Below are 20,572 nucleotides of genomic sequence, written 5' to 3' on the forward strand. Positions count from 1 at the left end.
AGGCAGCGTTGTGGAGGAACGCCGCTACCCTCGTGCAGCATGTGTGGGCGGGCGCACATGCCGGACGCAACGACAGTTAAGGAGTATTCGATTATGGCTGCGAATGACGCAACCACTATCCCGAACACTGGCATGAATGCCGGAATGACCAACGATTCCCAGCGCACGGACGATTCGACGAAATCAACGATTGTTTTCCGTCCACTTGGCTGGAACGATTTGGGCACGGTGACTGAACTATTCGATCGCACTTGGCCGCAGGACGTGGACGAGCTCGGTCCGGACATGTCACGGCTGATTTCCCGATATTTTGTACTGCATTACCTCAAGCCGACCACTTTCGCCAATGGCGCGTTCACTACCGACGGTACGCTCGCCGGCGTCACGTTCATCCGTGTGGCGGGCGAAGCGCCGCAACTCGACGAAATCGAGGTCGGCGAGGAAATGAAGGCGTTGGAACGCCGTATCTGCGCCGATTCGAAAGCCGTTAAACACATGGCTGCGCTGAAATCCGGCTTTTCGGTGGAAATCGACCTTGAACGCGAAGGCCATGCCAACGAAACCACCATGGGTGAGCTGGAACTGTTCATCGTCAATCCCGATGTGCGTGGCCACGGTGTGGGCGGCCAGCTGTGGCGCCGCATGCAGCAGCATTTCGCCGCATGGGACGTGCCCGCATTCTATCTGCACACCGATTCCGACTGCGACGTAAGCTTCTACGACCACAAGGGACTGGACTGCATCGCACATCGCAGCGCGGAACGTCCGGCTGGCGCCCCGATCGAGGACAGCAAGGAGCCGTTGTTCGACGACATGTTCATTTACAGGGGCCGGGTGAACGCCTGATGGCCGCCGATAACGGACCTTCCAACACGACGGCGTCCAACGGCAAGAACGCATCCTCCGGCAAACGGCGCTCGCCGTACGCGGTGCTGTTCTCCATTCCCGGAACGAAGGCGTTCTGCGCATCGGGTGCATTGGCTCGCCTGCCAATGTCGATGATGGGCCTGGGCATCATCCTCGCCCTGAACCACCTGTACGACAACTGGACGATCGCCGGCACCATGAGCGCCGCCTACGTGCTCGCCACCGCAGCCGTCACCCCGCTGTATGCGCGCCTATTCGACCGCTTCGGCCAACGCAAGGTCGGCAAGATCGTACTTGCCATACAAATCGTCGCCATGCTCGGCTTTGCGTTCGCCGCGCTGGTGCGAGTGCCCATTCCGCTGCTGTTCCTGCTCGCCATCATCATGGGACTGACCCAGTTCGCCTTCGGCGCGCTGGTGCGCACCCGCTGGGCGTATGTGCTCGATCGCACCGGCAATAGCGAGATGCTCAACACCGCCTATGCGCTGGAATCCGCCATTGACGAAATCGTGTTCATCTTCGGACCGATCCTCGCGGCCTTCCTTGCCGCATCCGTGCATCCCGTCTCGCAGCTGTTCGTGCCGACGGCAGCCAGCGCTATTGGCGGCACGATTTTCTTCACGCTGCGCGGCACGCAGCCGCCTGTGGTTCAAACCATCGAAGTGAATGCCGCTAGCGCGGATGACGAGGACGTGCGTGCCGCCAACGTGCCGGGTCGCGCTGACGCGAAAGCCACCAGGCTGAGTCTCAAACAGCTGAAAGGAAACGGCACTAAGGCCAAGCGCAACGTGCTCACCTATGCCGGCGTGATCCCGCTGCTGCTCGCCTTCATCATCTTCAACATGAGCTTCACCGCGTTCGACACCTCCATGACCGCCGTGATGAAATCGCTGCACCTCGACTCCGTGCTTGGCGTGCAGCTCGCCATGCTGGCTGTTGGCTCATGCATCGGCGCGCTCGCGTTCGGTTCCCGCGAGCTCAAGGGCTCGCGCTGGCTGCACATGGTGTTGTTCCTATCCGCCATGACCGTCGGATTCGCGATCATCCACGCCTGCATGGGCAATCTAATCGTCATGGGTCTGATGGAGATCCTCACCGGCCTGACCGTCTCGCCGGTGTTTGCCTCCGGCAACCTGGTGATGAAGGATACGGTGCCTGAGGAATCACTCACCGAAGGCCTGTCATGGGTGTCCACCGCCGGCACTGTGGGCGCATCCTTCGGTTCCATGATCACCGGCATCGTGCTCGATCACGCCACGCCGAACACCGGCCTGATGATGCCATGGATCTTCGTATTGTGCTCGATTCCATTCGCGTTGCTCGGCTGGGCCATCGTCCGCAAACGCGGCTAGTCTCGAACGCATACGCACTATGTCGGATTCCGACGGGAGCTTCCGTGCGAGGAAACTCCCGTCTTCGCATATACAGTTTGCATATACAGAAGGAGCAACCATGATCAAGGTCTCGGTCGTAGGCGCCAAAGGACGCATGGGGTCGCACGTGGTCGATGCGGTCAACGGCGCGGAAGATATGGAATTGGCGCTCGCGCTTGACGCCGGCGATGACCTTACCCGCATCGAACCGGCCAATACCGACGTGGTCGTGGAATTCACCGTGCCATCCGTCAGTCTGGGCAATGTACTCGCGTTGATCACGCAGGGCGTGGATATCGTGGTCGGCACCACCGGTTGGACCGACGAGAAGCTCGCCCAGGTGCGCGAAGCCATCGCGGCCGGCCCGCGCCCTGATACCCAGAAGGTGTTCATCGCGCCGAATTTCGCCATTTCCGCAGTGCTCGCCGACTACTTCGCGACCAAGGCCGCCAAGTATTTCGAATCCGCCGAGGTCATCGAACTGCACCATCCGAACAAGGTGGATGCGCCGTCCGGCACCGCCATCCATACCGCGCACGGTATCGCCGAGGCGCGCAAGGCGGCCGGCTTGCGCGAGGTTCCGGACAACACCGAAACCGACGGTGGGTCCCGTGGCCAGGTGGTCGATGGCATCCACGTGCACGCCGTTCGTCTGCGCGGTCTGAACGCCCATGAGGAGGTGTTGTTCGGCAACGCCGGTGAACAGCTGACGATCCGCGCCGACAGCTTCGACCGCGGCTCCTTCATGCCGGGAGTGTTGCTGGCCGTACGCAAGCTCGCCGCCGACGCTCCCGCCGGTCTGACCGTCGGCCTTGACAACTTCCTCGACCTGTAACCCCCGCGACTGCTTCGTTTCCCACGCGATCCGCCGACGTGCCGCCCATGGCCGTCGGCGGATCGCGTCTTATTTCACCAGTCTGGCGATGGCGGCGCTGACCTCGGCGAGCTTCTCATCGGAGACGGCGCCGCCTTCCCTCGCCGCCTTGCTGACGCAATGGCCCAGATGGTCGTCGAGCAGCAGCAGCGCCACCGATTTGAGCGCGCTGTCCGCCGCCGAGATCTGCGTCAGGATATCGATGCAGTATTCGCCGTTCTCCGTCATCTGGCGGATGCCACGCACCTGTCCCTCGATGCGATTGAGCCGCGCGACGATTTTCCTCTGGTCGTCCGCGTATCCGTGCTCCGTGGTGTTCATGGCATGCTCCTCGCAACGCTGAAAACTTTGTCCTATGGCTAAAGATAGCGTACCGACACATGGAAATATACCCCATAGGGGTATATGGTGGTGGTATTCGTTAAGGCACGGACAACAATTCTGGAAGACAGGTGAATGATGCACATCGCAATCGCCATCCTGCTGGCGCTGCTCGTCACCGCGGGAGTGCTGTGGTTCTTCTTCGCGCCACGAAAGGCGCACCGCGCGCACATCCGCGACGGCGTGCAGGAGGCCGTCGTCGAAGTCAAAGGAGGCTACGATCCGGCAATCGTCGAAGCGGAGGCCGGCCTGCCGCTGCGGCTGATCTTCGACCGCAAGGAGGACGGCGAATGCTCCTCGCACGTGGTGTTCCCCGACTTCGGCATCGACCTCGCGCTGCCCGCCTTCCGCACGACGACGCTGACGATCCATCCCGACCAACCCGGCGACTACCCCTTCGCCTGCGGCATGAACATGCTCCACGGCACTCTGCGCGTCCTGCCGGGCAGACATTCCGGCACCGGCACGGACACCGACGCCAACGCGAATACCGCAACGGACACTGACATCACCACGGCCCACGGAACCGGCCCATCCAACGCCGGATCCACCGCCGAACCCTCCACTCATGCGGACTCTGGCACCGGCAGCACGACCGACGACGCGAAACCAGGCATCCGCATCCTCATCGCACGTCTCGTCGTGGCCGCCATCTGCACAATCCCCGTATTCGCCTCCACCATGCTCATGCTCTACCCGATGGCGAACTGGGTGCAGTTCCTGCTGATGCTGCCGATCGTCGGCTACGCGGCACTGCCGATCTTCCGCAGCGGATTCGCGGCCATCATCCACCGCTCACCGGAAATGAACGCGCTGGTCAGCCTCGGCATCGTGGCCGCATTCGCATACTCCTGCGTCGCCACCTTCATGCCATCGATCCTGCCCGCCAACGCACGCGAACCGTATTTCGAAGCGGTCGGCGTGGTCGTCACGCTCATGCTCATCGGTCAGCTGCTCGAAGCGAGGGCACGCGCCGGCACCGGCGAAGCCATGCGCGCGCTCGCCGGACTGCGCTCGAAAACCGCACGCGTGATACGCGACGGCAGGGAATATGACATCAGCGTCGACGACGTGCGCGTCGGCGACATCATCGCCATCCGTCCGGGCGAAAAACTGCCGGTCGATGGCATTGTCACCTCCGGCAGATCCACCGTCGACGAATCCATGATCACCGGCGAATCCATGCCGGTCGCCAAAGCCGAAGGCGACGACGTGACCGGCGCCACCATCAACGGCAGCGGCTCGCTACGCTACCGGGCCACGAAAGTCGGCAAGGACACCGTGCTCGCGCAGATCATCGGCATGGTCCAGGCCGCGCAAAGCTCGAAAGCGCCGGTGCAACGGCTCGCGGACCGGATTTCCAGCGTCTTCGTGCCCATCGTCGTGCTGATCGCGGTCTGGTCCTGCGCGATGTGGTACGCGTTCGGCCCGCAGCCACGCGTCACGCACGCGCTGGTGGCCGCGGTATCGGTACTGCTCATCGCCTGCCCATGCGCGCTCGGACTTGCAACACCCCTGTCCGTCACGGTCTCCACCGGGCGCGCCGCACGCATGGGCGTGCTCATCCGCTCCGCGGAAGCATTGGAAGCCTGCGGAAAAATCAATGCCGTCGTACTTGACAAAACCGGCACTATCACCACCGGACGGCCCACGCTGACCGACGTGCTGCCGCTCGGCACCTGGCGTAACGCCCCTGACGACCTGCTGGCGATCGCAGCCACGGCCGAACGCGACTCCGAACATCCACTCGCCGCCGCGATCGTGGCCGCGGCGAAGCAACGCGCGGCCACACCAGGGCAATCCACTGCGTTCCGCGCGATTGCCGGGCAAGGCGTCACCGCCGACATCGTCTTCCGCGGGCTGCCGCACACCGCCGCCGTCGGCAACACCGACCTGATCGACGCCCTCGACGTCGGCATGCCGCTCGCCGCCGCGGACGCCCCGCAGGAGGACCTCGACGCGATCATCGGGGATATGGAACGCCTGTCGGCCCAGGGGAAAACCCCGATGCTGGTCGCCATCGACGGCGCACTTGCCGGCATCGTGGCGGTCGCCGACGTGCCGAAGGAAGATTCGCGGCGGGCCATCGCGCTGCTTGCCAAGCGCGGCGTCATGACGGTCATGCTGACGGGCGACAACGCGGCGACGGCGCGTGCCATCGCCGACCAGGTCGGCGTCGGGCGCGTTGTCGCCGGCGTGCGTCCGGAGCGCAAGGCCGATGAAATCGCGAAACTGCAGGCGCAAGGCTACACGGTCGCGATGGTGGGAGACGGCATCAACGACGCTCCGGCCCTCGCACGCGCCGACGTCGGGTTCGCCATCGGCACCGGCACCGATGTGGCCATCCAATCCGCGGACGTGACGCTGATGAGCGGCTCTCTCATGGCTCTCGTGCACGCGCTCGACCTGACCCGCGCCACCATGCGCAACATCGTGCAGAACCTCGGATTCGCGCTCGGCTACAACAGCATCGGCATCCTGGTCGCGGCTGGCGCGCTGTACCCGTTCACCGGGCAGATGCTCAATCCGATGATCGCGGGCGCGGCCATGGCATTCTCCTCGCTGTGCGTGGTCACGAACGCGAGCCGCCTACGCCTGTTCGACCCGGGCGCGGCCGAACGCAGAACCTATCGGGTTCGCAAGCCGAATCCGAACACCAATACCCATCAACAGAAAGGAACCATCATGGGATTGTTCAGTGATCATCAGGCCAAGAAGGACGCCCGCAGCATGGCGGGCATGGATTCCGGCTGCTGCGGCGGCCACGGTGCGAACGCCGGCGGTTGCGGGTGCGGCCACGGCATGGCTGGCGCGTCCGATACGGCTGCGGCCACCGTCAAGGACCCGGTCTGCGGCATGACCATCGACCCGTCCACCGCTGCGGCCACCCGCGAATTCAACGGCGTCACCTACTATTTCTGCAACCCCGGCTGCGCCGACAAGTTCGCCCAGAATCCGCAAGACTACGTGGACTGAATTTCGGGACGCACGTTTCTGTTAGGCGCGCCTTCCGGGGTGCTGTTTTGCGATTGTGCACTCAAGTCCGACGCAAGCACACCTGTTTGCGTCGGACTTCGTTTGCTTTTTTTGAGATTTTCCGACCCGTTCTGATGCGCAGCCCCTGCTTTACGGTCTAGAGAATCCGGAGAGCAGCCCAACCATCTCTTTTGCGCCCGGATTGGCGAATTCCCGCCGTTTCGATGTACGAGCTCCGATGCGCACCAGACCTTCGACCAGCGCGGCCGCGGCTGCCACGCCATCAATCACCGGTACATGCAATTCATCCTCCAGCCTTTCGCACATGCCGGCCATTCCCGCACATCCCAATACGATCGAATCCGCGTCGCATTGCTCCAGCGTTGCCCGGCATTCCGCCAATAAGGATGTGTAAGCGGCGTCCGGATGCTCGTCGAGTCCCAGCACAGGAACCTCGCATGCCCGGTAGGCCACGCATTGCCGCGTGAATCCGTATTCGTCGACCAAATCCTGGGCACGTCCCAATGTACGTCCCAGCGTGGTGACAATCGCGAATGAACGTCCGACCAGCGTGGCCACATGGAACGCGGCCTGCGCGATACCCACTACAGGTTCCTGTGCAAGTTCCTGCGCCGCGTGCAGTCCCGGATCACCGAAACATGCCAGCACATAACCGTCGCACCCGTCGACCTCACCTTTGCTCACTTCGTCCATCACGCCGACTGCGGCAAGCGCTTCGTCACTGTGCGATTCGATGGAGACAGGCCCCATGGTCGGGCTTACCGCCTCGATCTTGACATCGTCGCTGACGGCTTTTCGCGCCGCCTGCTCAATTGTGCGCGTCATGGACCACGTGGTGTTCGGATTGATTATTTTGATTTTCATGTCGACCTCGGATGGAAAAGCAAGGATGGGGTCACTTCACTTGACGATATTGCCGTCGTTCACCTTCGGGTCGTCTGCGGACAGCTGGTCGATTTGCGGACGATGGCGTTCCAGCAGGGTGAAGGCCATCAGACCAAGACCGGCGCCGATGAACCAGCTGAAGTTCGACAACGCGGTCAAGTCGATGATGCCCATCTGCTTGAGAGGGCTTGGCAGTACCGCGCAGCAGATCGACGGAACGCCTGCCAGAATCAGTGCCAGGACCGCGTTCGGATTAAATCCGTTGCGGTACCAATAGTGTCCCTTCGGGCTCATGGTGAATAGGTCGTCTACGGCGATGCGCTGATGCGACACGATGAAGTAGCCGGCGATAAGGATGCCGAACAGCGGTCCGATGAGAGCGCCCAACAGGTCGAGCGTGTAGTGGATGGCCTGGTCGTTCGAATACCAGTTCCATGGGGTGATGACCACCGATCCGACCGCAGCGATCATGCCGCCGGTGCGCCAGCTGATTTTCTGTGGATTGACGTGCGAGAAGTCAAAGGCCGGAGAGACGAAATTCGCCACAATGTTGATGCCGACGGTCGCGGTGACGAAGGTGACTCCGCCCAGCAGGATCGCGAACGGGGTGTCGATGCGTTCCACAGTTTTGATTGGATCGGTGATCAGTTCGCCGAATACAGGCACGGTCGCGGAGGCGCAGATGACAGTGAGCAGGGAGAACACCACGAAATTTACCGGCAGTCCCCAGAAATTGCCCTTCTTAACATCCGTATAGGAATCGCAATAGCGCGAGAAATCGCCGAAATTCAACATCGGACCGGAGAAATACGAGACGACGAGAGCGATGGCGGTGATCATCACTGGAATTGATTCGACGAAGCCCAGCGGTTTACCATTCGAAAGATTCAAGTCGATGGCGCCGAATCCGCCTGCGCGTACCACCAAGTAGATGGCGAGGATGAACATTACCGCGTACACCAGCGGGCCGGCGAAGTCGGTGAACTTGCGGATGGTGTCCATGCCTTTCCAGAACACACACGCCTGGGCCACCCACAGAATGCCGTAGGAGATCCAGCCCAGTGCCGAAAGTCCGAGGAACGAGTAGTCTTCGGCAAGCGTCCGCGCGCCGGGGAAGAACTTCAGGAAGATGATGTTAAGTGATTCGGAGGCGAGGAATGTCTGCACGCCATACCATGCGACGGCGATGATGCCACGGATTATGGCCGGAATATTTGCGCCTTTGACACCGAAGACCGAGCGCATGGTGACGGGGAACGGCACACCTGTGCGCTGGCTGGGTTTGGCAACGAGATTGACGAGCGCCTGCACGATGACGATGCCGACGATGAGCGCGATGAACACCTGCCAGCTGGCGATACCGAGCGCGAACAAGCTTCCCGCGGTCACGTATCCGCCGACGGAATGCACGTCTGACATCCAGAATGCGAAAATGTTGTACCAAGACCAGGTCTGCTTCTTGAGAGGGGCGAGATCCTTGTTGGCTAGACGCGGGTCGTAGCCGTCTTTGATGGTGGTTTCCGCTTCCTTGGACCGAGGTTTCCTCGGTGCTGTTGTGGTGGAAGAAGACTTTCCGAATCCTTGGTCGATGATTGTCGCCGTCATCGTAACCTCCCTTGTGCTGGTTCGTGTTCTTGCAGAGCCTTCGCATATGGTTCACATATGGAATTGCGATATTGATTTGTCGATATGTCTATTAACGGAAATTTTTATTTCGTTCTCTAGGAAATCTGGATTTCAATTGGATTGCGGAATGTGCGATTTGGAAATAAGGACGTCACATTGCGCTTGGCGTGAGCTTGTATTTCTTGGAAAGATGGCGATTGTGTTAACGTCGTTGTAATGTTGCTTCAGGGAATGTGGCATTCAACTAATGAAATGATTATTTCAGTATCGAGTATGTTGTTTGCTGATATGCGTCATTGCATGTCGTTTCAAGGGTGATGTGCGTGCGGTGATGCGTGCGATTGCAATCCCGTATCGGTGCGATGGATACGGGATTGCATCGATACGGGACGATACTCGTGCGATTATGGGCTCCGCGCCGACGCAAACCGTCACACGGAATAGCGGAATTTAGACGGTGCCCGCCGCATGCCGGTACAGTTCCTTGGCTACGCGGATAAGCAGCTTGTCTGATCCGGCCGGTCCGAGCAGGCAAGCTCCGCAAGGCAGACCCTGCGCGGTCTGCAGTGGGATGTTGACGGCTGGCAATCCACCCACCCCGGCTATGGATGTCAGACGCAACGTGTGCGCGCGTGCGTTCTCGATGTTTTCCAGATCGCCGTCAGGGATAATCGCAGGTGCCGTCGAAGATGCGGATGGAATGAGCAGGACGTTGTTCCCGAGCAGATTGCGCACTATGGAGCAAGTTTGCCGTAAACGTCCGAGCCCCTGCTCGTATCGTGCTTGGGGGATATGCGAATCGTATTCGAAACGTGCCGCGATCTCCGGCGCGAGGTCGTCGTAATGCTTGCCTACCCAATCGCCGTTGTTGCGCCACGCTTCGAAACCGCGCACTGTTTGGAAAATCGACAGGAAATTGTCTAGCATCTGTTCGTCGAACTGCGCTTGGCCGATACCGTCCAGCATGCCGATCCGTCCGGAGCTCACCGCATCGCATGCGCCGGCGCGAAAACGGGAGAATGCGATGCGTACTTCGGACGTGACGCAACCGTCGAGTTTTGGGCATGTCAACAGTTTCGATACGCTTTGCGTGGCATCCTTGTCTGGCATCATCACCTTGCCCACGAATTCCAAGGTCTGCGCGTCTCTGGTCATCCATCCGACCGTGTCGAAGGATTGGGACAACGGATGCGTCGAATCGAGACTGATGCGTCCGTGCGTGGTGCGGATGCCCCACAATCCCTGATATGAAGCGGGGATTCGAATCGAACCGGCGGTATCGGTGCCCAGTCCGATATCCGCTTGTCCGCAGGCCACTGCCGAGGCGGGGCCCGACGAGGAACCGCCGCTGACGCATCCAGGTGCCTTCGGGTTCGGCGGCGTGCCATAATGCACGTTCGTTCCGGCTAACGAATAGGCGAATTCGTCGGTTTGCGCGATGCCCTTCACGTCGGCTCCGGCATTAAGCAGCAATCGCACCGCGGGGGCGGACGATTCGCATATGGGCGAAGTGCGCAGAAATTCCGGGTTGCCCGCTCCGATCCGTTGACCCTGCACGGCATACAGATCTTTCACGGCTATGTTCATGCCGGACAGCGGGCCGGGTTTCGCCGCTGCGACAAGAGGAGTCCCGACGATTCTCCAGATGCTGCGATCGACCGCGGGCGAAGGATAAGTCAGATGCGCCATGACGATTTTCCACGTATGGTCCGTACCGACGCGTCGCCATACCTGAGTCTGCACCACGCTGCCACCGGTGACTTTGTCGAACTGCGAGACAATGCATGCGTTCGATTCGTCAAGCTGTCGTGCGATTCGGCGGCGAAGCGTACGTGTCGGCACGTTTTTGCGGCGCTTGCGGAACGCTGTTATCGCAGTGTGCCCGACAAGCATTCCCCTGCCGTCCGAACGTACGACGGGAATGCCGTCCGGATCCGAAGCGAACAGGTCGTCAAGCGTGGCCGTGTCGTTCGCCATCAGAGCCCGCTCGTATCGTCGAATCGCGGTGAGCAGGTCGGGGGATAGTGCATTCTCGGCATTGTCGTAGGCATGCCGCGCGTCTTCGGCACCCTGCGGGGTGTCAAAGGTGAAAATATCGTCCATGGTTATTCGATTCCTGTGTGTGTTCAATGGAATGTATGTGCTACGGGCGCGTGATGATATTGTCCTCTCTGGCTTCGGTGTCTGCGCCCCCGACGAACGTGCGTGTGATCACGCCGTTGAGTGTCATGCCATCGAACGCGCTGATTGGATTGCGGCTTTTGAGTGTTGTCGCGTCTACCGTGAACCGTTCGTTCGGGCGGATAACCACCAGATCGGCGCGCTTGCCGGGGGTGATGACACCGCGGTCGGTGAATCCCGCGAAACGTGCGGTGTTTTGAGACATCCAACGGATGACGTCGGCAAGTCCCAAGCCGCGCTGCAATGCGCTGGTGAGTACCGCGCGGAAGCCGATCTGCAGACTGGAGACGCCGCCCCAGGCCGTGGCGAGCGTGCCTGACTTCATCTTGGCATCGGCAGGAGAGTGGTCAGTGGCGATGAAATCCAGTGTGCCGTCCACAAGTCCGCGCCATAGCGCGTCCTGTTCATGCGAGTCGCGGATCGGCGGACAGCATTTGAACGCCGTGGCGTTGTCGGGGATATGATCGCAATCCAATGTGAGGTAATGTGGGCAGGTCTCCGCGCTGACCGGCAGGCCCTCGGCCTTTGCCTGACGTATCACATCCACGGTCAGGCCGCTGGATACATGCAGAATATGGGTGCGACAGCCTGTGCGCGCCACCAAACGCATGACATTGCGTACCGCATCGGCCTCGCATTCGGCCGGGCGCGAATCCGCGAAACTCCGATAGGAGGAGCCCACCGATCCGGCGTGTTCCGCCAGACCGTGCGGATCCTCCGCATGACAGATGAGCTGTCCGCCGAACGAGGCGATTTCACGCATGGCCTGTTCCAGCTTGTCGTATGGAAGTGATCCGTATTCGTCGACGCCGCTGGGGGAGAGGAAACATTTGAAGCCGAACACCCCGGCATCCCATAACTCCTTGAGATGCCCAAGATTCGACTCGTCGACGCCGCCCCAGAACCCGAGTTGCACATGCGCCTTGTGCAGAGCGCAGGAACGCTTAACCTGTAAGGCTTCAACGGAAAGCGTCGGCGGATTGGAATTGAGCGGCATGTCCAGCACCGTGGTCACGCCTCCGGCTGCGGCCGCTTGGGTGGCGCATTCGAAGCCCTCCCATTCGGTACGGCCGGGCTCATTGATATGCACATGGGTATCGACGATGCCGGGAATCAGAACTTCGTCTTCGGACAATCGAAGCGTTTCATCCGCTTCGATTGGCGCATCGGCATCATCGAGCATTGCCGTGATGTGTCCGCCGCTCACCGCCACGGTGCCCTGCGTGACGACGTCGTGGGCGAGGATGGCGCCGCGGATGGCCAAGTTCGCGGATTGGAGATTCGCAAATTCCGTCATATGCCGGCTGTCCATGTCACGCCTCCTCGTCTAATTGCTGGACGCGTTCGACGTTGATGTTGCGGGCGGCAATGTCGAACACCGCTTGCTCGAATGCCTGCGCGCCATATGCCACATCATCTGCCCTGACCGATTCGTAGGGACTATGGCTGATGCCTCCCTTGCAGCGTACGTACAGCATCGCGATTGGCAGCAGTTTGGCCACGGCCATGCCGTCATGCCCCGGATAGCTCACCAGTCCGAACGCTTCCTTGCCTTCCGACTGCTCGATGCCTTCCTCGATGCAGGAGCGCAGGAACGGGTCGCAATGCACCGCGCTCGCGGTGTGGATCATGGTGTGGCTGACGCTCACTTTGCGGCGGTTGGCGATTTCGTCGGCGCGTTTCCAGATGCGGTCGAACACCTTGTCGCGAAGCTGGTCGTTGCCGGCGCGCACGTCGAGGCTGAATGTGGCTTTGCCCGCGATAACGTTCACTCCGCCCGGCTCGGCCGAAATCTCGCCCACGTTCGCACGGGTTCCTTCCTGCTGGCTGATTTCGTCGATGGCGCTGATGATTTCCGCGGCGGCGGTCAGCGCGTCGTGGCGTAGGTCGTACGGTGTCGCGATATGGCTTGACATGCCATCCACGGTGACCACGTACCGGCTTGCCGCGGCAATCGAAGTGACGGACGAGAGCGCGCGGTCGCGCTGTTCGAGGATCGGCCCCTGTTCGATGTGGAACTCGAGGTATCCGATGTAGTCCTCACGTTTGCGAGCCGCTTCGCCGACCTTGTCCGGATCGAGCCCGAAATCAGCGAACGCCTGCCGCATGCTCACTCCATTGACGTCGGTGCGGTCGAGCCATTCGTCGCGCCAGCCGCCGCCGAAAGCATAAGAGCCGAGCAGCGTGGCTCCGAATCGCGCGCCTTCCTCGTCGCCGAATCCCAGCACTTCGATGGCGAACGGCAACTCTTTGTTCCTGCCGGTTTCCGCCAGGTGGACGGCCACCGCGACCGCGGTGACCACGCCGAGTATGCCATCGTATTTGCCTGCATCGGGCACGGAGTCCAAATGCGACCCAAGCACGAGCGCAGGCAGTCCAGGCTCGCGTCCTTCGAGCCGTCCCACCAGATTGCCCGCTTGGTCGATGTGTGTGGCGATTCCGGCCTTTTCGAGCCATCCCGCCGTCAACTTATAGGCTTCGGCCATCTGTGGTGACAGATAATCACGTTCGATTCCGCCTTCCATGCTGGTTAGTTCGGCCAGCTGGTCGCAGCGATCAAGGATTTCATCGGCCGCGTCAACGGCCCATTGTTCTGCGCTCATCGTCGTTTCTCCAGAGATTTTGTGTGACTTGTTTTCCTTGTTTGCGACGTGTCCGGATCAGTTTCCGCTTTCGAACGCCTCGTACACCGCCAGTGCCGCTTCGATGCCCTTGCCGGGGGTCACGGCCACGCCGTTGCGCTCCAACACGTTGCCGAGCGCCGCTGCGCAGGTGAGGACCGCGTCCTTGCGGGCGTTGCATCCCATCACGCCGATGCGCCAGATGGTGCCCTTGAGAGGGCCGAACGAGGATGCGATCTCCACGGAGAAGTCGTTGAGCAGCTGCGCGCGTATGGCGGCGTCGTCCACGCCGTTGGGAATCACTACACCGATCACATCGTTCATGCGGTGGCTCTGGTCTCCATACAGTTTCAGTCCCATGCCCTCGATGGCGGCGCTCATGGCCATCCCATTGAGGCGATGGCGTGCGATGACATTGTCAATGCCCTCTTCCACGATGATGCGCGCGGCCTCATGCATCGCATACAGCATGTGCGTGGCTTCGGTATGGTGGTTGAGATGGCGCGGACCCCAGTAATCGAAGATTTGCGGTAGGTCGAAGTAATTGCTGCGGATGCGGTTCGTGGTGATTTCCTGCGCACCATCGGCCACGCCGGCCTCGATGCTTTTGCGTTGTTCCATTACGTCCACGGCTCTGTCGGAAACCGTGATGGGGGCCATGCCGGACGGTCCTCCGAAGCATTTCTGCATGCCTGTCGTGGCGATGTCGATGCCCCATTCGTCTACCCTGAGGTCGTTGCCGACCATCGATGCTGTGGCGTCGGTGTACAGCAGCGCACCGTATTTGTGACAGATGTCGCCCAGACCTTCCAATGGTTGGCACATGGTGGTGGAGGTGTCGCCTTGCACGGTAGCCACGAGTTTCGGTTTCACTTCGATGATGGCCTGTTCTATCTGTTCGAGAGGAAACACCTCCCCCCACGGACGTTCGATGACATGTACTTCGGCGTCGCAACGTTCTGCGATTTCCTTGAGCAGCATGCCGAAACGTCCTGCGCAGCAGACCAGCACAGGGTCGCCGGGCGCGATTGTTGACACGAACGCCGCTTCGATGGCGGAGCGGGAGGTGCCGTCCACCACCATGGTCTGTGTGTTATTGGTTTTGAAAATGGAGCGCAGCATAGTCTGCACCTCGTCCATCGCCTTGAACATATAGGGGTCGAACTGGCCGACTGTTGGTTTGCTCATCGCGGCCAGTACGCGGGGGTCCACATTGGTTGGGCCTGGGGCCATAAGCAGGCGGTGCGGAGGATCGAGAGGATCGATCCTTGGTGTTGTTTGCATAGGGTATGCTGTTGTTGCCATTTTGGTCATCTCCTAGTGGTGCGTGGCGCTGCATGAAGGTTTTGCTGCTGCCATTGTCGTGATGGTTGAATTTCAACATCGGCCAATGTCTGAAATTTTTCATTCATGTTAACGATTGTTTACGGCGGGCGATGAAGAGAAAAGGAATGCCGATAATTGGAGTATTCTCGATATAAACCAAGGTGATGATTTATTGCGGTATGTGATATGCAAGGAGCATTGGATATGATATTTGAAAAAAAGATTTCACAAGCTTCGAATGTTGAAACGTCTACAATGGCAGTGCCGGACGAAGGGGCTGGTGCAGCGGATCTCGGCTTGGTCGCCCGTATCAGGGGTTCCTACGAATCGCTTACCGCGACGGAGCGTGAGGCGGCGCAATTCATCCTCGGACATTTGACCGACGTGCTGATGTGCAATTCCGTGGAACTGTCACGACTAAGCGGCATCTCGCAGCCTACGCTCAGCCGTCTGTACCGCAAACTCGGTTATTCGAATGCGGGTGAATTCAGACGCGACGTGCGCCGTATCCACCGTCCAGGCGCTCCGGAAACCGTGCGAAATGTTCGCTGCGATGATTTGCTTGCCGACCATTTGCTCAGGGATTCGGAAAGCCTGAAACATACGTTTGAGGACATCGACCGCGCGCAATTGGATTCCGCATGCCGGGACATGGCCATGGCTCCGCATGTCGCGGTGGTCGGTTACCGCAATGGATATCCCGTGGCGCTTCATTTGCGTGAACAATTGCTGCAGCTGCGTGGAAACATCGATATTCTCCCGCATCCGGGGCAATCTATCGCAGAGGAATTGACTGACTACTCATCGGACGATGTGGCCGTCATCGTCGGCGTGGGTCGGCGTCCTCCTTTTTTCGCCCGACTTGTCGACGTGTTACTCGAACGTGGGGTCACCGTGGTGGTAATAGGCGACGTCGCGGCACGCAATGCCCTTATCGGACGCAACGTCGTCTTCTTCAACGTGGCGTTGAACTCGCATATGCTTTCAAGCTTCACTGCGGCGTTCGCTTTGGTTGCCCTCTTCGCGGACGAGGTGGGGGAACGTCTCGGAAGCGATGACGTCGACGTGCGGAAGCGCATTGAGGACATCAACGATTGTTTCGAAACGCTTGGCGAGCTTGGTGATTGACGGTATAGCGGCGGTCGGCCGGAACCATGGAGGCGAAAACGGGAATGGAGGCATTGTGAACAAGATAAACGGAGCGTTGGCGTACGACCTTCCTTCCACTGGACCGTGGGCTGCCTTGGTCTTCCTCGTATCGCTGAATCTGCGTCCCTCCATCGCGGCGGTCGGTCCGGTGCTCTCGCAAATAGGTACTGGCCTTCATTGGGCCGAGGGAGTGCAGGGCGTGCTGACCGCGATTCCCCTACTCGCCTTCGCTGCGATTAGCCCGCTCGCCACGTTCCTCGCACGTCGTATCGGCATTGACATGTCGATCCTGCTTGCGTTGCTGTGCATCACGGCGGGCGATTTCATCCGTTCGTTCGGCGGCGGTATCGGCATTTGGCTGGGCACGGTGGTGTTCGCTTCTGCCATCGCCGTTGGCAACGTGCTGGTTCCAGTGATTGCCAAACGTGATTACGCCGGCCATGTCGCGATGGCGACAGGAGTCTACTCTGGCTGCATCACCGCTGGCAGCGCCACCGCGGGACTGGTTTCCGCGCCGCTTGCGCAAGCGTGGGGCGGTTGGCGTGCGTCTCTTGCCTTCTGGAGCGTGCCGCCACTCGTCGTCGCGGCATTGTGGCTGCTACGTATACTGCACAATCGCAAGTCCTCCGTTAATACTGGCGATTGCGCCGCTTGCGCAAGTGGAGCGCCTTCCGCAAGTCCGGCTCAAGGAGCGTTCGCCCGCGTGCTGCGCCGGCCGATGACTTGGTACGTCACTTTGTTTATGGGATTGCAATCATCCGCCTTCTACACCATGTCCAACTGGATGCCGTCCATCTCGGCGTCCATCGGCTACGATGCCTCCACCGCCGGCGTGCATCTGTTCATCTTCCAAGGCATCGGCATCCTTTCCGGCTTGGTCATTCCTAAGCTCATGAACGTGCGCGGCAACCAGGTCTGCGCGGCGCTTACCGCCAGCGCTCCCATGCTGATCGCCGGTCTTGGCATGCTGCTGCTGCCGCATCTCATGCCAGTATGGGCATTCGTCGGCGGCTGCGCGCAAGGTGCTTCTCTGGTGGTGGCGCTTGCATTGATCGCTTTGCGTGGGAGGGACAGCGCCGAAACGGTGGTGTTGTCGGGCGTCGCACAGTCGTTCGGCTATCTGATTGCTTCGCTCGGCCCGCTCATGTTCGGCGTGCTGGTTCAGGCCACCGGCGGCCATCATGTGCCGCTGATGGTGTTCACGTTCGTCGCTTTCCTGCAGTGCGTCGTCGCGGTCATCGTCGGTAAGCCTTCCAAAATGTGATTTTCGCGTCTTGCGAAATCGAAAGCGTCCGCAGAGGGAAGTACCGTTAGCCGTATGACAAGCCCTAAGACTGACGGTACTATGCATTTGCTCGATCCTGCCCCATTTGGTCGTATTCTCCCGGCCATGGTTACCCCCATGAAAGCTGATGGAACTGTCGATTTCGACGCCGCGCAAAAGCTGGCGAAGCAGCTCGTGGCTGATGGTGCCGACGGTCTTGTTGTCAACGGCACCACCGGTGAATCGCCGACCACTCACATGGAGGAGAAGGTCGAGCTGGTCCAGGCCGTCAAGGAAATCGTGGATGTGCCGGTTATCTCCGGCGCGGGCTCCAACGACACCGCGCATACCGTGCGCATGGTGGAGCAGACCCAGGAGGCGGGCGCCGACGCGGTGCTCGTGGTCGCACCATATTATTCCCGTCCGTCGCAGGAAGGCGTGTTCCGCCACTACAAGGCGGTCAACGATTCCGCAGACAAGCCGATCATCGTGTACGATGTGCCGGGCCGCACCGGTCTGCACATCCAGCTGGAGACCTACTGCCGTCTGGCCGATCTTGATCATGTCAAGGCCGTCAAGGACGCCACCGGAGACATCGCCGGAGCGGTGCGCAAGCGCATGGAGACCGGTCTTACCTGGTATTCGGGCGATGACGGCCTGTTCCTGCCGTTCCTGTCCGTCGGCGCCGTCGGCATCATCTCCGTGATCGCGCACGCCGCCGCAGGCCCGATGCGCGATCTGGCGGCCGCGTTCGATCGTGGTGACATCCACGAGGCGCAGCGCATCGCCGTGCGTCTGGCTCCGCTCGTCGAAGCGATGAACGGCAACGGCTTCCAGGCAGTGATGGCCAAGGCCGCGCTCAAGGTGCGTGGCGTTCTCGATTCCACCGAAATGCGCCTGCCGAACGTCGGTCCGGGCGAGGCTGAGATCGCACGCGCGGAGAAAGGCATGCGCGCCGCGGGACTGCTGTGAATCGCGGATAGGGCAAAGTCCCACTGAAATTCCTCGCCTCCGCACAGGCGGAGACAATTAGTAACAGAAATCCAACTAGGAAATGGCAACAGAAGAAACCAAAACCACAACAACACACAGGCGCGGCAGCAAGGCTGCCAAGCGCGCCGAAACCGCAGTCAAGGCAACCAAGGCCGGAAAGGCTGTGAAGTCCGAGAAAACCGTCTCCAAGAAGACGAAGTCCTCCACGCGCGGCCGTGGCAACGGCGGATCGCGTGGCCGCGGCAACGGCTCGAACCGCCGTCCGTCGCGTCCCACGCCGCAATCCACCGCGCCGCAGCAGGACGAAGTGCTGATCGCCCCGCCGAAGTACCGCAAGGGCTCCATGCGCATCGTGCCGCTCGGCGGTCTGGGCGAGATCGGCCGCAACATGAACGTGGTCGAATACAACGGGCATATCCTGCTCATCGACTGCGGCGTGCTCTTCCCGGAAGAGGAGCAGCCGGGCGTGGACCTCATCCTGCCTGACTTCCACTACATCAAGGACCGTCTCGACAAGGTCGAGGCGCTCGTGCTCACCCACGGCCACGAAGACCACATCGGTGGCGTGCCGTACCTGCTCAAGCTCCGCCCGGACATTCCGCTGATCGGTTCCAAGCTCACCCTCGCCTTCGTCGAGGCCAAGTGCAAGGAACACCGCATCAACCCGACGCTCGTCGAGGTCAAGGGACGCGACAAGCTCAAGGTCGGTCCGTTCAATCTGGAATTCGTGAACGTCACGCACTCCATCCCGGACGCGCTCGCAGTGTTCGTGCAGACCCCTGCCGGCTCTCTCATCGACACCGGCGACATCAAGCTCGACCAGCTGCCGCTCGACCACCGCATCACCGATCTGGTGGAATTCGGCAAGCTCGGCGAAAAGGGCGTGGACCTCTTGATGATGGACTCCACCAACGCCGAGGTCCCGGGCTTCGTCAAGCCGGAGACCTCCATCGGCCCTGCGCTTGACCAGGCTTTCGCACAGGCCACGCGCAAAATCATCGTGGCCAGCTTCTCCAGCCACGTGCACCGCGTGCAGCAGGTCGTCGACGCGGCCCACAAGTACGGCCGCAAGGTCGTGTTCGTCGGACGTTCCATGGTCCGCAACATGTCCATCGCAGCCGATCTGGGCTACCTGCGTCTGCCCGAGGACACCGTCATCGACCTGAAGCAGGCCCATGACGTGCAGGACGACAAGCTCGTCTACATGTGCACCGGCTCCCAGGGCGAGCCTATGGCCGCGCTCGGCCGTATCGCCGACGGCAACCACCGCGACATCACCATCAACGAGTTCGACACGGTGATCCTCGCCAGCTCCCTGATCCCAGGCAACGAGCATGGCGTCTACAAGGTCATCAACAAGCTCGTGCAGCTCGGAGCCCGCGTGGTCAACCGAGACAACGCCGCCGTGCACGTCTCCGGCCACTGCAACGAGGGCGAACTGCTGTACATGTACAACATCGTCAAGCCGAAGTGCGCCATGCCTATCCACGGCGAAAACCGCCACTTGGTGGCCAACGGCATGATCGCCGTCAAGACCGGCGTCGATCCGCAGAACGTCGTGCTGGCCGAAGACGGCGACGTCGTCGACCTGTACCACGGCCAGGCCGCGGTCGTCGGCTCCGTGCCGTGCGGCTACGTGTACGTCGATGGTGATTCCGTCGGCGAACTGACCGACGAAGAACTCGAGAAGCGCCGCATCCTCGGCACCGAAGGCTTCGTGTCCAGCTTCGTGGTCGTCGACACCGAAACCGCGGATGTCATCACCGGCCCGAAGATCTACCTCAACGCGGTCGCGGAAGACGAAAGCGAGTTCGACAAGGTCCGTCACCAGATCGTCGAGCAGCTGCAGGACGCGATGATGACCGGCACGCGCGACACCTACAAGCTGCAGCAGATCATGCGACGCACGCTTGGCGGCTGGGTCGCACGCCAGCTGCACCGCAAGCCGATGATCGTCCCCGTCGTCGCCGACATCGCGCAGGACGTGGATGATGCGATGAATCTGAACGCATCGAAATAACCTGTAGACCATACG

At 60.8% G+C, this 20,572-nt stretch carries 15 protein-coding genes; 8 read left to right on the forward strand and 7 right to left on the reverse strand.

The features are described from left to right. Nucleotides 1-93 precede the first annotated feature (93 nt). From OU26_RS04715 to dapB, 3 genes are all read left to right on the forward strand, one after another. Nucleotides 94-846, forward strand: a complete 753-nt coding sequence (locus OU26_RS04715) for a GNAT family N-acetyltransferase (RefSeq protein ID WP_026646829.1) — start codon at nucleotides 94-96, stop codon at nucleotides 844-846. Beyond that, the gene (locus tag OU26_RS04720) at nucleotides 846-2,219 is read left to right on the forward strand and encodes an MFS transporter (protein WP_026646830.1); all 1,374 of its coding nucleotides are present in this window, start codon (nucleotides 846-848) and stop codon (nucleotides 2,217-2,219) included. The genes OU26_RS04715 and OU26_RS04720 overlap by 1 nt, the downstream gene beginning before the upstream one ends. A gap of 100 nt (nucleotides 2,220-2,319) precedes the next feature. Then, nucleotides 2,320-3,075 (forward strand): 4-hydroxy-tetrahydrodipicolinate reductase, encoded by a 756-nt coding sequence (gene dapB / locus OU26_RS04725; protein WP_026646831.1) that lies wholly within the window; start codon nucleotides 2,320-2,322, stop codon nucleotides 3,073-3,075. Between the two features lie 69 nt (nucleotides 3,076-3,144). Here the strand turns inward: dapB and OU26_RS04730 are convergent, their stop codons facing one another. Continuing rightward, nucleotides 3,145-3,435: a metal-sensitive transcriptional regulator gene (locus OU26_RS04730; protein ID WP_026646832.1), complete on the reverse strand. Its 291-nt coding sequence runs from the start codon at nucleotides 3,433-3,435 to the stop codon at nucleotides 3,145-3,147. A gap of 138 nt (nucleotides 3,436-3,573) precedes the next feature. On the opposite strand from OU26_RS04730, the gene OU26_RS04735 reads away from it, so the two are divergent. Then, on the forward strand, nucleotides 3,574-6,471 hold the full coding sequence (locus tag OU26_RS04735; protein WP_026646833.1) for a heavy metal translocating P-type ATPase: 2,898 nt from the start codon (nucleotides 3,574-3,576) through the stop codon (nucleotides 6,469-6,471). Between the two features lie 150 nt (nucleotides 6,472-6,621). On the opposite strand, the gene OU26_RS04740 is transcribed toward OU26_RS04735, so the two are convergent. From OU26_RS04740 to OU26_RS04765, 6 genes are all read right to left on the reverse strand, one after another. Further along, nucleotides 6,622-7,356 carry an aspartate/glutamate racemase family protein gene (locus OU26_RS04740; protein WP_026646834.1) on the reverse strand — a complete coding sequence of 245 codons (735 nt, stop codon included), beginning with the start codon at nucleotides 7,354-7,356 and terminating at the stop codon, nucleotides 6,622-6,624. Nucleotides 7,357-7,392: 36 nt separating this feature from the next. Further along, nucleotides 7,393-8,982: an NCS1 family nucleobase:cation symporter-1 gene (locus tag OU26_RS04745; RefSeq protein WP_033498920.1), complete on the reverse strand. Its 1,590-nt coding sequence runs from the start codon at nucleotides 8,980-8,982 to the stop codon at nucleotides 7,393-7,395. 471 nt (nucleotides 8,983-9,453) lie between these two features. Next, complete coding sequence (locus tag OU26_RS04750; RefSeq protein ID WP_051592967.1) at nucleotides 9,454-11,106, reverse strand: AtzH-like domain-containing protein; 1,653 nt, start codon at nucleotides 11,104-11,106, stop codon at nucleotides 9,454-9,456. 40 nt (nucleotides 11,107-11,146) lie between these two features. Continuing rightward, entirely contained in the window at nucleotides 11,147-12,496 is a 1,350-nt protein-coding gene (gene allB / locus OU26_RS04755; protein WP_152571321.1) for an allantoinase AllB, read from the reverse strand. 1 nt (nucleotide 12,497) lies between these two features. Further along, complete coding sequence (locus tag OU26_RS04760) at nucleotides 12,498-13,787, reverse strand: allantoate amidohydrolase (RefSeq protein WP_051592968.1); 1,290 nt, start codon at nucleotides 13,785-13,787, stop codon at nucleotides 12,498-12,500. A 57-nt stretch (nucleotides 13,788-13,844) separates the two neighbouring features. After that, entirely contained in the window at nucleotides 13,845-15,119 is a 1,275-nt protein-coding gene (locus tag OU26_RS04765; protein WP_337588530.1) for a pyridoxal-phosphate-dependent aminotransferase family protein, read from the reverse strand. Between the two features lie 267 nt (nucleotides 15,120-15,386). On the opposite strand from OU26_RS04765, the gene OU26_RS04770 reads away from it, so the two are divergent. From OU26_RS04770 to OU26_RS04785, 4 genes are all read left to right on the forward strand, one after another. Next, nucleotides 15,387-16,259, forward strand: coding sequence for a MurR/RpiR family transcriptional regulator (locus tag OU26_RS04770; protein WP_026646838.1), 873 nt, complete (start codon nucleotides 15,387-15,389; stop codon nucleotides 16,257-16,259). Nucleotides 16,260-16,314: 55 nt separating this feature from the next. Next, nucleotides 16,315-17,544, forward strand: a complete 1,230-nt coding sequence (locus OU26_RS04775; protein WP_033498921.1) for an MFS transporter — start codon at nucleotides 16,315-16,317, stop codon at nucleotides 17,542-17,544. Between the two features lie 81 nt (nucleotides 17,545-17,625). Further along, nucleotides 17,626-18,516, forward strand: a complete 891-nt coding sequence (gene dapA, locus OU26_RS04780) for a 4-hydroxy-tetrahydrodipicolinate synthase (RefSeq protein ID WP_026646840.1) — start codon at nucleotides 17,626-17,628, stop codon at nucleotides 18,514-18,516. Nucleotides 18,517-18,598: 82 nt separating this feature from the next. Continuing rightward, nucleotides 18,599-20,557 carry a ribonuclease J gene (locus OU26_RS04785; protein WP_033498922.1) on the forward strand — a complete coding sequence of 653 codons (1,959 nt, stop codon included), beginning with the start codon at nucleotides 18,599-18,601 and terminating at the stop codon, nucleotides 20,555-20,557. The last annotated feature ends 15 nt before the right edge of the window (nucleotides 20,558-20,572 follow it).

Source organism: Bifidobacterium ruminantium DSM 6489, assembly GCF_000770925.1.
In the GTDB taxonomy this organism is placed as follows: domain Bacteria; phylum Actinomycetota; class Actinomycetes; order Actinomycetales; family Bifidobacteriaceae; genus Bifidobacterium; species Bifidobacterium ruminantium.